The sequence below is a fragment of the Streptomyces sp. NPDC001137 genome, assembly GCF_040298885.1.
In the GTDB taxonomy this organism is placed as follows: domain Bacteria; phylum Actinomycetota; class Actinomycetes; order Streptomycetales; family Streptomycetaceae; genus Streptomyces.
In genome coordinates, this window is sequence record NZ_JBEPBA010000013.1 from 86,080 (window position 1) to 99,363 (window position 13,284).

A 13,284-nucleotide genomic window follows, 5' to 3' on the forward strand; every position below is an offset into this window, starting at 1 on the left:
GGGCTCCGGGGGCGTCGACGGTGACGTACGACCAATGTAGGCCCGGTACCGGTGAGGTGCTCGGCTGTTACGCCTTCACAGGGACCCCGGTGAGCGCTGTGACGCGACGCGTCCGGCGTCAGGCGCGCGCGGGCACCCCCGTCAGCGCCGTCACCACCGGATCCAGCGCCTGATGTATCTCCTCGCCGATGGACCGGAAGAAGGTCAGCGGCGCCCCGTACGGGTCGTACACCTCGTCCGCCTCGGCGGTCGGGGCCAGGAGCCACCCGCGTAGAGCCGCCGCAGCCCGCACCAGGGCACGCGCGCGTGCCACCACGCCGTCCTCCAGGGGCGGCAGCGTCGCGGGGTCTATCGCCTTCACCAGGCGGGTGAACTCCTTCAGGGTGAAGGTGCGCAGGCCCGCCGAGTGGCCCATGGAGATGACCTGGGCGCGGTGGTCGCGGGTCGCCGTCAGGACGAGGTCGGCCATGATGACGTGCTCGTCGAGGAGTTCGCGGCCCATGAAGCCGGAGGCGTCCGCGCCGAAGTCCGCGAGGACCGCCTCGGCGTTGGCCTCCATGGGCGCGCCCTCGTGGCCCCAGGTGCCCGCGCTCTCCACGATCAGCCCGCCCCACAGGGGGTCGCCGAGCCGGGCCGCCAGGGCATGGCGGGTCAGCCGCTCGGTGATCGGCGAGCGGCACACATTGCCGGTGCTGACGTGGAGGATGCGGAAGTTGGTCATGGGGACGCCCTGTTCGAACAGGTTCCCCTTCTCTTCCCCGTTGCCTATGCCACGCCCCGCGTCAGGGGCCGTCAATTCGCCACCTCGAGGTCGGGTACGACCTTCCGCAGCTCCTCCGGCGAGATCGCGCCCTCGCGCAGCAGCACCGGCACCGCGCCGGTGACGTCGACGATGGAGGACGGGACGTTGCCGGGGGTCGGGCCGCCGTCGAGGTAGACGGAGACCGAGTCGCCGAGCATCTCCTGCGCGGCGTCGCAGTCCTCGGGGGCGGGGTGGCCGGTCAGGTTCGCCGAGGACACGGCCATGGGGCCGACCTCGGTCAGCAGCTCGATGGCGACCGGGTGGAGCGGCATCCGGATGGCGACCGTGCCCCGGGTGTCCCCCAGGTCCCACTGCAGGGACGGCTGGTGCTTGGCGACGAGCGTGAGCGCGCCCGGCCAGAAGGCGTCGACGAGCTCCCAGGCCATCTCGGAGAAGTCGGTGACGAGACCGTGGAGGGTGTTCGGGGACCCGATCAGCACGGGGGTGGGCATGTTGCGGCCCCGGCCCTTGGCCTCCAGCAGGTCGGCGACCGCCTCCGAGGAGAAGGCGTCGGCGCCGATGCCGTACACCGTGTCGGTCGGGAGGACCACGAGCTCGCCACGGCGGACGGCGGACGCGGCTTCGCGCAGACCGGTCGTGCGGTCCGTCGCGTCGTTGGTGTCGTATCGCCGAGCCATGTCTAGCGGGCCTCCTCGTACACGTACATCGGGAAGTGGGTCGTCGGGGCGGTCATGGCAGTGCCTTGCGGGCCGTCGCGAACCGGGGGCGGTTGTTGAGGTCCGGGTGGTCGGCCGCGTCGGCCCAGCCCCGCTCCTCCGTGAAGATCCACGGCACCTGGCCGCCCTGGGTGTCGGCGTGCTCGACGACGACGACACCGCCCGGGCGCAGGAGCCGGTGTGCGGTCCGTTCCAGACCGCGGATGAGGTCGAGGCCGTCCTCCCCCGAGAACAGGGCGAGTTCGGGATCGTAGTCCCGCGCCTCGGGAGCGACGTACTCCCATTCGGTCAGCGGGATGTACGGCGGGTTGGAGATGACCAGGTCGACCTGGCCGTCGAGGTCCGGGAAGGCGTCGAGGGCGTTGCCCTGGCGCAGGTCGACGCGCGAACCCTCGACGTTCTTGCGGGTCCACTGGAGCGCTTCCTCGGACAGCTCCACGGCGTGCACGCGCGAGCGCGGCACCTCCTGGGCGAGGGCGAGCGCGATGGCGCCGGAGCCGGTGCACAGGTCGACGATGCAGGGCTCCACGACATCCATGGCGCGTACGGCGTCTATGGCCCACCCGACCACGGACTCGGTCTCGGGCCGCGGCACGAACACGCCCGGCCCCACCTGGAGTTCGAGGTAGCGGAAGTAGGCCCGCCCGGTGATGTGCTGCAGCGGCTCGCGCTGCTCACGCCGGGCGATGACCTCCCAGTAGCGGGCGTCGAAGTCCGAGTCCTTCACGGAGTGCAGTTGGCTGCGCTTCACGCCGTGCACGAACGCGGCGAGCTCCTCCGCGTCGGTGCGCGGCGAGGGCACGCCGGCGTCGGCCAGCCGCTGGGTGGCCTGTGCCACCTCTGCGAGCAGCAGGTTCACGCATTCCTCCGTGTCGTACTGGGTGGTGCGCAGGTGCCTTTATGCAGCCGCCAGCTTCGCCGCCGAGTCCGCGTCGACGCAGGCCTGGATCACCGCGTCGAGGTCGCCGTCCAGGACCTGGTCCAGGTTGTAGGCCTTGAAGCCGACGCGGTGGTCCGAGATGCGGTTCTCCGGGAAGTTGTACGTGCGGATCTTCTCGGAGCGGTCGACGGTGCGGACCTGGCTGCGGCGGGCGTCGGCGGCTTCCTTCTCCGCTTCCTCCTGCGCCGCTGCGAGCAGCCTCGAGCGCAGGATACGCATCGCCTGCTCCTTGTTCTGCAGCTGGCTCTTCTCGTTCTGGCAGGAGGCGACGACTCCGGTCGGAATGTGCGTGATGCGCACCGCGGAGTCGGTGGTGTTGACGGACTGGCCGCCGGGTCCGGAGGAGCGGTAGACGTCGATGCGGAGGTCGTTCGGGTTGATCTCGACGTCGACCTCCTCGGCCTCGGGCGTGACCAGCACACCGGCCGCGGAGGTGTGGATACGGCCCTGGGACTCGGTCGCCGGCACGCGCTGCACGCGGTGCACGCCGCCCTCGTACTTCAGCCGGGCCCAGACGCCCTGCCCGGGCTCGGTGGCGCCCTGGCCGCCCTTGGTCTTCACGGCGACCTGGACGTCCTTGTAGCCGCCCAGCTCGGACTCGGTGGCGTCGATGATCTCGGTCTTCCAGCCGACGCGCTCGGCGTACCGGAGGTACATGCGCAGCAGGTCACCGGCGAAGAGCGCGGACTCGTCGCCGCCGGCGCCGGCCTTGATCTCGAGGATCACGTCCTTGTCGTCGGACGGGTCCCGGGGCACGAGCAGCAGGCGCAGCTTCTCCGTCAGCTCCTCGCGCTGCTTCTCCAGCTCCTTGACCTCGGCGGCGAAGTCCGGGTCGGCGGCGGCGAATTCCTTCGCCGTCTCGATGTCGTCGCCGTTCTGCTTCCAGGAGCGGTACGTGGCGACGATCGGGGTGAGCTCCGCATAGCGCTTGTTCAGCTTGCGCGCGTTGGCCTGGTCGGCGTGGACCGACGGGTCGGCGAGCTTCTTCTCCAGGTCGGCGTGCTCACCGACGAGTTCCTCGACGGCCTCGAACATCTTGGGCTCCTGTACTGCGTGGAAGAAGGGGGAAGGCGGGCGACCAAAAACGCCGGTCCCGGCACGCCTGAGAAGGGCGCGGCCGTGGACCGGCGAATGGGAGCCAGCTACTTCTTGGAGCCGGCAGCAGCCTTGCCGAAGCGGGCCTCGAAGCGGGCCACACGGCCACCGGTGTCGAGGATCTTCTGCTTGCCCGTGTAGAACGGGTGGCACTCGGAGCAGACCTCGGCGCGGATGGTGCCGCTGGAGATCGTGCTGCGGGTGGTGAACGACGCGCCACAGGTGCAGCTGACCTGCGTCTCGACGTACTCGGGGTGGATGTCGCGCTTCAAGGTGTCTCCTAGTTTCGGGAGGGCGCCGGGTCGCTCCCGCGGGGTGCGGTCGCGTGAACCGGGGCCGACGTACCAGTCTGCCAGGACTGGGGCCATCCCCCCAAACCGGGGGTTGCGGTGATCTATTCCCTGCGGGCCGGTGGGGGTTGCTCGCGCCCACGCCGCCCAGCCGCAAATCGACACGGCCCCGCGCCCCTCAAGGGGCGCTCACCACACCCTTTGCTTCGCCACTTGCCGTTCCTTCAGTCGCCGACTTCGGGATCGTGCGGTCGTTCTTGAGAGCGTCCCAGACCTGCTCAGCCTTGGCCTTCTCCACGATCACGCGGTTCGGGTTCGACGGGTCGTACTGGACCGGCATCGTGATCATGTGCATGTTGCTGGAACTGATGCTCTTCAGGCCGTTGGCGAAGCCCATGAGGGAGTTGACCGAGCCAAGATCCGAGTCGGTCGTCACGGCCTTGGTGGCGGTGTCGGCGAGGTCGTAGAGCTTCTTCGGGCTGGTGAAGATGCCGACGTGCTTGACCTGCTCGACCAGGGCCTTGATGAAGGCCTGCTGGAGCTGGATACGGCCGAGGTCGGAGCCGTCGCCGACGCCGTGCCGGGTGCGGACCAGGCCGAGGGCCTGCTCGCCGTCGAGCGTGTGCGTGCCGGCCTTGAGGTTCAGATGGCTCTGGGAGTCCTTGATGTTCTTGGTCGTGGTGACCGGGACACCGCCGAGCTCGTCGATGAGCTTCTCGAAGCCGCTGAAGTCGACCTCGAGGTAGTGGTCCATGCGCAGCCCGGTGATCGACTCCACGGTCTTCACTGCGCAGGCGGCGCCGCCGGTGGAGTACGCGGTGTTGAACATGGCGCCGGTCGCGGCGGGATGCGTCCTGCCGTTCGTGTCGGTGCACTCGGGGCGGTCGATGAGGGTGTCGCGCGGCATGGAGACCACGCTGGCCTTCTTGTGGCCCTTGTAGACGTGCACGATCATCGCCGTGTCGGAGCGGGCGCTGCCGTCGTCGGTGCCGCCGCCGAGCTTCTTGTTGCTGCCCGAGCGGCTGTCCGAACCGAGGACCAGGATGTTCTCGGAGCCGTTGTCGACCTTGGTCGGCCGGTCCGTGCCCAGGGCCGAGTCGATGTCGACGCTCTTGATGTTGCCGTTGAGCTTGAAGTACAGGTATCCGGCTCCGGTGCCGCCCAGCACGACGATGCCCGCGGCGGTCCACGCCGTGATCAGCAGGCCTTTGCGGCGCGTGCTGCGGGGCTTGCGGCGGCGGCCCTTGGCGCGGCCGCGCGTGCCGTTGGTGCCGGGCTCCCCCGGTATTCCGGGTTCCGGCGTGCTCTCGGCGGACATGTGCTCCTCGTTCTCGTCCGGTCGGTTACCCCCTGCGTTCAGGGACAGGCCTGTCGGTCACGGATACGCGTCGTACCGCACCATCGTCACTCCGTCGGGTCAGACGGAGGAACTCGAGAAAGGGTTGCACAACGCTCTGTGCCCAACCCGTGGAGGATTGGGCACAGAGCGTCACCGGCGTTTACGGCTGGACCAGGCTCACCAGCGGTTTCAGCCGAAGACGTCGTACTGCTTGTAGTCGCTGCCGACGGAGATCCTTGTGGCAAAGATCTCCGTCGTGGCCTTGCCGGTGCCCTTGTACAGGTACAGCGTGCCACCCGAGGTACGGGCCAGGAAGTCGGCCTTGCCGTCGCCGCTCACGTCCCCGACGGCCGCGAAGGCGTTGTATCCGGTCCAGGCGCTGCGCACCTTGACGCGGGCCGAGAAGGCGCCCGTGCCGGACTTGCCGGTGCCCTTGTACAGGTACAGGTCGCCGGTGCTGCTCTTGCGGGCCAGCAGGTCGGCCTTGCCGTCACCGTTGAAGTCCCCGTGTCCGCGCACCATGTTGTACTGGTTCCAGCCCGTGCCCACGGATACGCGCGCCCCGAAGGTGCCGTTGCCCTTGCCCGGGTAGATCCACAGGGTGCCGCCCGAGTCGACGGAGAGCAGGTCGGGCAGGTAGTCACCGGTGACGTCGCCGGGCGTGATGATCCGCAGGCGGGTCCTCCAGTCGCTGTACAGCTTCGAGTTGGCCCAGGAGGCGCTGGCGGGCACGTAGTGCATCCAGTAGACGTCGCCGGTGGAGCTCTGCCGGACCACGAAGTCCTGGTAGCCGTCCCGGTTGAGGTCGGTCTGCAGCACGACGTTGAGGCCAGAGAAGCTGCCCAGGTTCACGACCGGGGAGAACGCGCTGCCCTTGGAGTCCGCCTCGTAGCCCGTGCCGTCGGAGGCACGGCGCAGGAACAGGTCGGCCTTGCCGTCGGTGCGGCTGAGGTTGGTGTCGTCGACGTTCGCGTAGGCCGCACCGATGTAGGTGCTGACCTTCGAGAAGACGCTGTAGTAGCCCTTGCTCACGCAGTTCGCGACACCCCACGAAACGACGCCGACAATACGGTTGTTGACGACGAGCGGCCCACCGGAGTCACCGTTGCAGGCCGCCTTCGTGCCGGAGTCGGTGCCGCTCTGCGTGCCGGCGCAGATCATGTGGCCCTTGACGTACTCGCTGCCGTACACGCCGGAGCAGGTGGTGTCGGTGTGGATGGTCAGCGTGGTCGACTTCAGGGTCTCGGAGATGTCGCTGCTGGTGGAACTGGTGCGCCCCCAGCCGTAGAGCTTGGCGCTGGTGCCGCCCGCGTAGGAGGCCGTGTCGCCCGAGGTCGTCATCCTGATCGGGGTGGCCGTGATCGGCGAGGCCAGGGTGAGGACGGCGATGTCGTTGTTGATCGTCGACGGGCTGTACGACGGGTGGTTCCACTGCCGCAGCGGCAGCGAGACGGTGCCGCCGTGCAGGTCGGTGTTGCCGGAGCTGTCCGTGGTCGGCAGCTGCGAGGTGCCGGTCAGGACGGCGCCGTAGGCCTTCCAGTTGTAGCTGGTGCCGTTCTCGTCCTTGACGCAGTGCGCGGCGGTGAGGATCTTCGTCGGCGAGACGACCGTGCCGCCGCAGAAGAAGCCGAGGTCGTCGCTCTCGTCGGTGGTGCCCTGGTCGTCGTAGTACCAGAGCTGCGCCATGAAGGGCGCCGAGGTGATGGCGGTGTCGGTACCGCCGATGACGTAGGGGCTCACCGTGGAGCCCGTGGAGTCGGTCGTGCTCGCGCTGTACGACGACTTCGGCGTCGCCTTGCCCGCGGTGCCGTCGGTGGCGAGCGCCCCCGCGATGCGCTTCTTCAGCTCGGCGGTCGACACGGAGCTGGTGGCGGGCTTGCCGGTCGGCGTGGGCACCGAGGTCGCGGCGTTGGCCGAGGTACCCACCAGCGCGGCGGCCACGGCGGCGGCGATGCCGGCGGCGGCCACGGGCAGGACGAGACGAATCCGGCGTCGGTGACGACCGCTGCCGGACAGGGATGTGGACAAGGGTGTTCCCCCCGGGGACACAGTGATGGGAGAGGCGCAAAAGCGCGCCCGTTCCTATCAGCGCCAAAAGGGCGGCTCCCGTCACGGGAGCCGCCCTTTTGAGAGGAACCTGAGAAGAACCGGACCTCAGTCGCCGTTGCCGGGCGTAGGCGTCGTCTTCTGAATCTGCATCAGGAACTCGACGTTCGACTTCGTCTGCTTCATCTTGTCGAGGAGCAGCTCGATGGCCTGCTGCTGGTCCAGCGCGTGCAGGACACGGCGGAGCTTCCAGACGACCGCGAGCTCCTCGTTGCCGAGCAGGATCTCTTCCTTACGGGTACCGGACGCGTCGACGTCCACCGCCGGGAAGATGCGCTTGTCGGCGAGCTTCCGGTCCAGCTTGAGCTCCATGTTGCCGGTGCCCTTGAACTCCTCGAAGATCACCTCGTCCATGCGGGACCCGGTGTCCACCAGGGCGGTGGCGAGGATGGTCAGCGAGCCGCCGTCCTCGATGTTCCGCGCCGCACCGAAGAAGCGCTTCGGCGGGTACAGCGCGGTCGAGTCGACACCACCGGACAGGATGCGGCCGGAGGCGGGCGCGGCCAGGTTGTAGGCGCGGCCCAGACGGGTGATGGAGTCGAGCAGCACGACCACGTCGTGGCCCAGCTCCACCAGGCGCTTGGCGCGCTCGATGGCGAGCTCGGCGACCGTGGTGTGGTCCTCGGCCGGGCGGTCGAAGGTCGAGGAGATGACCTCGCCCTTGACCGACCGCTGCATGTCGGTGACCTCTTCCGGACGCTCGTCGACCAGGACGACCATCAGGTGGCACTCGGGGTTGTTGTGCGTGATCGCGTTGGCGATCGCCTGCATGATCATGGTCTTACCGGTCTTCGGCGGGGCCACGATCAGACCGCGCTGGCCCTTACCGATGGGCGAGACCAGGTCGATGATGCGGGTGGTGAGCACGCCCGGGTCCGTCTCCAGGCGGAGGCGGTCCTGCGGGTACAGCGGGGTGAGCTTGTTGAACTCCGGGCGGCCGCGGCCGTGTTCGGGCGCCATGCCGTTGACGGAGTCGAGACGCACCAGCGCGTTGAACTTCTCGCGCCGCTCGCCTTCCTTGGGCTGACGGACCGCGCCGGTGACGTGGTCGCCCTTGCGCAGGCCGTTCTTGCGGACCTGGGCGAGGGAGACGTACACGTCGTTGGGGCCCGGCAGGTAGCCCGACGTACGGATGAAGGCGTAGTTGTCCAGGATGTCGAGGATGCCCGCGACCGGGATCAGGACGTCGTCCTCGCCGATCTGCGGCTCGCTGCCGATCTCGTCACGGCCACGACGGCCACGGCGGTCCCGGTAACGGCCCCGACGGCCGCGGCGGCCGCCCTCGAAGTCGTCGTCGTCCTGCGGGCCGTTGTCACGCTGCTGGCGGTCCTGGCGGGCGCCGCCCTGCTGGCGGTCCCCCCGGTCCTGACGGTCCTGGCGCTGCTGGCCACCGCCCTGGCCGCCCTGCTGCTCGTCGCCCTTGTTGCCGCGGCCCGAGCGGTCCCGGCCTCCGCGGTCGCGGTCACGGCGGTCACGGCGGCCCTGGCGGCCCTCGCCGTCACCGGCGTCGCCCTGCGCCTGCGGGGCGGGCGTCTCGGCCTTCGGCTCGCTCTTCGCCTCGGCGGCGACCGTCTCGGGGCTGCCCGCCTCGGCGGTGGCGCGACGACGGCGCCGCTCGGCGGGGGCGTCCTCGCTGGCCGGCTGGCCGGGGATCTCGATCTGCTGCCGGGCCACGGCCTTCTCGGCCGCCTTCTTCTCGGCGGCGGGAGCGGCGTCCTCGCCCGTACGTGCCTTGGAGGTGGCACGGCGCTTGGGCTTGGTCTCGGTGGCGTCCCCGGCGGGGGAAGACGCAGCCTTCGCCGGGGCGGCACCCCCGCCCGCCTGCGCCTCCTTGATGACCTCGATCAGCTGGCTCTTGCGCATGCGCGCGGTGCCCCTGATGCCGAGGCCGGATGCGACCTGCTGCAGCTCGGCCAGCACCATGCCCTCGAGGCCGGTACCGCGGCGCCGCCGGGAGCCTGCACCGGTGGCAGGCGCGGAGGCGTCCGTGGCGGGCGCGGCAGCGGTCTCCTCGACACGTGCGCCCATCAGATCGGTGGTGTCGCTCACGAAGGGTCCTTCCCTGGAGCGGACGTCGGCCTGTCTGGCTCGGCGACCGGTTGTGCTTCCGGCTTCGGTCCTTGCTGTGTGGACCGTGCCGGGGCGGTGGTCCGCCAAAGGTGGCGGAGGCAATATCTGGGATGGCGCTTCCCAAAGCCGTGGCCGTGGCACCGAGTGTCGGTGTCACGTGGCTTGGTCGCACCGATTCCGGAGCGTGCCCGGCAAGTCGCTCAGTGCCCGCGTACGAGGTACTGCCCGCGTACGTCGTACGGAACACAGTGCGGCTTGGGAGGCTCCCGGAAGAATGTCTGTCCCGGACGGGGACACGAAGCACCTCGCCATGGTGGGGTCGGGTGCAGACTTGAGATTAACACTACCGGATCCAACAAACATTCCCCCTCTCGAAATCCGGCAACCGCAGGCTTTTTAATCAACACCCTGGGTGGCGAGCGGCAGCACGCTCGCTCCCTGGGCGTCGAGTTCGAGCCGGTTCGCGGCCCAGCCCGCGCCTGCCAGATGGGCGACCTTGTCGGCGCTGTCGGCGTCGGCCAGCGCCAGCACGGTGGGTCCCGCACCCGAGATGACTGCCGGGACTCCGTCGGCCCGCAGCCGCTCCACCAGCGCGGCGCTCTCCGGCATGGCGGGCGCGCGGTATTCCTGGTGGAGGCGGTCCTCGGTGGCGGGCAGCAGCAGCTCGGGGCGCCTGGTGAGGGCCTCGACGAGCAGGGCGGCACGGCCCGCGTTGGTGGCGGCGTCGACGTGCGGCACGGTGCGCGGGAGCAGGCCGCGCGCGGTCTCGGTGAGGACCGGCTTTCCGGGCACGAAAACCACCGGAACGATGGAATCGGCGGCATCCATCCTGATGGCGCGGGCGGCGCCCGCCTCCATCCAGGAGAGGGTGAAGCCGCCGAGCAGACAGGCCGCCACGTTGTCGGGGTGGCCCTCGATCTCGGTCGCGAGCTCGAGCAGGGCCGTGTCGTCCAGCTTCGACTCCCCGCCTATGGTCACGGCGCGCGCGGCGACGATGCCCGCGCAGATGGCGGCCGAGGAGGATCCCAGGCCACGGCCGTGCGGGATGCGGTTGGCGCAGACGATCTCGAGGCCGCGCGGCTGCCCGCCGAGCAGGTCGAAGGCGGTGCGCAGGGAACGTACGAGAAGGTGTTTCTCGTCACGCGGCAGCGTCTCGCTGCCCTCGCCCGCGATGTCGATGTGCAGCCCGGAGTCGGCCACCCTGACGACGACGTCGTCGTAGAGCCCCAGCGACAGACCGAGGGCGTCGAAGCCCGGACCGAGGTTGGCGCTGGTGGCGGGGACGCGCACCCTTACGGCGGCGGCGCGGAAGGCGGGACCGGCCATCTCTCGATGACTCTCCTTGAGCTGCGTGATGGTCGAAAACATTCGATACGACATCGGCTACGTACGGGGAGACCCTCAGGCCGCGGAGACGGCGCGGCACCGTCCAGACGCTCCATGGGCGGAGGCATATGCGGCGGGCGGGTTCGGTACAGCCTATCGAAGGATGCTTCTGTGGCGACATAGGGCGCACAGGAGGCGCACGATGCGTGCCGTAAGCCCCCTGTGCACCCCTCGGAGGGAGTTCCCCGTCCGGCAGGACGTCAGGCCGTACGTCAGGCCAGACCGAGGCGCTCGGCCGCCGTCACCGCGTCGACCGGGACGGTGACCGGCTGCGGGGCGCCGGCGACGGCCCAGTCGGGGTCCTTCAGACCGTTTCCGGTGACCGTGCACACGATCTTCTGGCCCGGGTCGACCTTGCCCTGCTCGGCGGCCTTCAGCAGACCGGCGACGGACGCGGCGGACGCCGGCTCGACGAAGACGCCCTCCTGAGCGGCCAACAGCCGGTAGGCGCGCAGGATCTCACGGTCCGTCACCTCGTCGATGAAGCCGCCGGACTCGTCCCGCGCGGCCAGGGCGTACTGCCAGGAGGCGGGGTTGCCGATGCGGATCGCGGTGGCGATGGTCGAGGGGTCCTTGACGATCTCGCCGCGCACGATCGGGGCGGAACCGGAGGCCTGGAAGCCCCACATGCGGGGGGTGTGGGCGGCGACGCCGTCGGCGGCGTACTCCTTGTAGCCCTTCCAGTACGCGGTGATGTTGCCCGCGTTCCCGACCGGGAGGACATGGATGTCCGGGGCGTCGCCCAGCATGTCGACGATCTCGAAGGAGGCCGTCTTCTGGCCCTCGATGCGCACCGGGTTGACCGAATTCACCAGCGCCACGGGGTAGTTGTCGCTCAGCGCGCGGGCCAGGGTGAGGCAGTCGTCGAAGTTGCCGTCGACCTGGAGGATCTTGGCGCCGTGCACGAGCGCCTGTCCCATCTTGCCGAGGGCGATCTTGCCCTGCGGGACGAGAACGGCCGAAACCATGCCGGCCCGCACGGCGTACGCGGCCGCGGACGCGGACGTGTTGCCGGTGGAGGCGCAGATCACGGCCTTCGCGCCCTCCTCCTTGGCCCGCGTGATGGCCATGGTCATACCGCGGTCCTTGAAGGACCCGGTGGGGTTCGCGCCCTCCACCTTCAGGTGGACCTCGCAGCCCGTGCGCTCGGAGAGCACCTGCGCGGGCACGAGGGGCGTGCCGCCCTCGCGGAGCGTCACGACCGGCGTGGTGTCGGACACCGGCAGTCTGTCCCGGTACTCCTCGATGATTCCGCGCCACTGGTGGGTCATTGCTGGTTACTCTCCTTCAACCCGCATGATGCTGGCGACACCCCGCACGGTGTCGAGCTTGCGCAGCGCCTCGACGGTCCCGGAGAGGGAGGCGTCGGACGCGCGGTGGGTGACGACGACGAGCGATGCGTCGCCGTCCCCCTCTGGCCGGCCTTGCTGGCGAACCGTATCGATCGACACACCGTGCTCCGCGAAGACGGTCGCCACCTGGGCGAGAACACCCGGTTTGTCCGCCACGTCGAGGCTGATGTGATAGCGGGTGACGACGTCACCCATGCCCGACACGGGCAGCGCGGCATACGCCGACTCGCCGGGCCCCGTTGCCCCGCTGAGCCGGTTGCGGCAGACGGCGACGAGGTCGCCGAGCACGGCGGACGCGGTCGGCGAACCGCCGGCACCGGGCCCGTAGAACATGAGCTGACCGCTCGCGTCGGACTCGACGAACACGGCGTTGTACGCGCCGCGCACGGAGGCGAGGGGGTGGCTCAGCGGAATCATGGCGGGGTGCACGCGCGCGGACACCGAGCCGCCGTCCTGGGCCCGCTCGCAGATGGCGAGGAGCTTGATGGTGCAGCCCATGTTCTTCGCCGAGGCGAAGTCGGCCGCGGTGACCTCGGTCATCCCCTCGCGGTAGACGTCGTCGAGCCGCACCCGCGAGTGGAAGGCGATACCGGCGAGGATGGCGGCCTTCGCGGCGGCGTCGAAGCCCTCGACGTCGGCGGTGGGGTCGGCCTCGGCGTAACCGAGCGCCGTGGCCTCGTCGAGCGCCTCCTGGTACCCGGCCCCCGTGCTGTCCATCTTGTCGAGGATGAAGTTGGTGGTGCCGTTGACGATACCGAGCACGCGGTTGACCTTGTCGCCGGCGAGGGACTCGCGCAGCGGGCGGATCAGCGGGATGGCGCCGGCGACGGCGGCCTCGTAGTAGAGGTCCTTGCCGTGCTCCTCGGCGGCGGCGTGCAGAGCGGCGCCGTCCTGGGCGAGCAGCGCCTTGTTGGCGGAGACGACGGACGCGCCGTGCTCGAAGGCGGTGGTGATGAGGGAGCGGGCCGGCTCGATGCCGCCGATGACCTCGACCACGACGTCGATGTCGCCGCGTTTGACGAGCGCGGTGGCATCGGTGGTGACGAGATTCGGGTCGATGCCCTCACGGACCCGGTCGGGCCGGCGCACGGCCACACCGGCCAGTTCGACGGGCGCCCCGATCCTGGCGGCGAGGTCTTCGGCGTGCGTCGTCATGATGCGCGCCACCTCTGAGCCGACAACCCCACAGCCCAGCAGCGCCACCTTCAGCGGACGCGTACGCATCAT

At 69.8% G+C, this 13,284-nt stretch carries 11 protein-coding genes; all 11 read right to left on the minus strand.

The window, feature by feature from the left end:
• Nucleotides 1-118: 118 nt before the first annotated feature.
• Entirely contained in the window at nt 119-796 is a 678-nt protein-coding gene (locus ABT254_RS25440) for an arsenate reductase/protein-tyrosine-phosphatase family protein (RefSeq protein ID WP_351474312.1), read from the minus strand.
• Nucleotides 793-1,440, minus strand: a complete 648-nt coding sequence (locus ABT254_RS25445) for an L-threonylcarbamoyladenylate synthase (protein ID WP_351474315.1) — start codon at nt 1,438-1,440, stop codon at nt 793-795. The genes ABT254_RS25440 and ABT254_RS25445 overlap by 4 nt, the downstream gene beginning before the upstream one ends.
• A gap of 52 nt (nt 1,441-1,492) precedes the next feature.
• A complete protein-coding gene (gene prmC / locus ABT254_RS25450) occupies nt 1,493-2,338 on the minus strand; it encodes a peptide chain release factor N(5)-glutamine methyltransferase (protein ID WP_099931305.1) in 846 nt (281 codons plus the stop codon).
• Between the two features lie 39 nt (nt 2,339-2,377).
• Nucleotides 2,378-3,454: a peptide chain release factor 1 gene (gene prfA, locus ABT254_RS25455; RefSeq protein WP_351474316.1), complete on the minus strand. Its 1,077-nt coding sequence runs from the start codon at nt 3,452-3,454 to the stop codon at nt 2,378-2,380.
• Between the two features lie 107 nt (nt 3,455-3,561).
• Nucleotides 3,562-3,786 carry a 50S ribosomal protein L31 gene (rpmE, locus tag ABT254_RS25460; protein WP_019753312.1) on the minus strand — a complete coding sequence of 75 codons (225 nt, stop codon included), beginning with the start codon at nt 3,784-3,786 and terminating at the stop codon, nt 3,562-3,564.
• A 196-nt stretch (nt 3,787-3,982) separates the two neighbouring features.
• On the minus strand, nt 3,983-5,122 hold the full coding sequence (locus tag ABT254_RS25465; protein ID WP_351474319.1) for an LCP family protein: 1,140 nt from the start codon (nt 5,120-5,122) through the stop codon (nt 3,983-3,985).
• Between the two features lie 210 nt (nt 5,123-5,332).
• Nucleotides 5,333-7,171 carry a trypsin-like serine protease gene (locus ABT254_RS25470; RefSeq protein ID WP_351474322.1) on the minus strand — a complete coding sequence of 613 codons (1,839 nt, stop codon included), beginning with the start codon at nt 7,169-7,171 and terminating at the stop codon, nt 5,333-5,335.
• Between the two features lie 126 nt (nt 7,172-7,297).
• Nucleotides 7,298-9,298, minus strand: a complete 2,001-nt coding sequence (rho, locus tag ABT254_RS25475) for a transcription termination factor Rho (protein ID WP_351474324.1) — start codon at nt 9,296-9,298, stop codon at nt 7,298-7,300.
• Between the two features lie 417 nt (nt 9,299-9,715).
• Nucleotides 9,716-10,645: a homoserine kinase gene (gene thrB / locus ABT254_RS25480; RefSeq protein WP_351474327.1), complete on the minus strand. Its 930-nt coding sequence runs from the start codon at nt 10,643-10,645 to the stop codon at nt 9,716-9,718.
• A 272-nt stretch (nt 10,646-10,917) separates the two neighbouring features.
• Complete coding sequence (thrC, locus tag ABT254_RS25485) at nt 10,918-11,976, minus strand: threonine synthase (protein WP_351474330.1); 1,059 nt, start codon at nt 11,974-11,976, stop codon at nt 10,918-10,920.
• A gap of 6 nt (nt 11,977-11,982) precedes the next feature.
• Nucleotides 11,983-13,281, minus strand: coding sequence for a homoserine dehydrogenase (locus ABT254_RS25490; protein WP_351474680.1), 1,299 nt, complete (start codon nt 13,279-13,281; stop codon nt 11,983-11,985).
• Nucleotides 13,282-13,284: the final 3 nt, after the last annotated feature.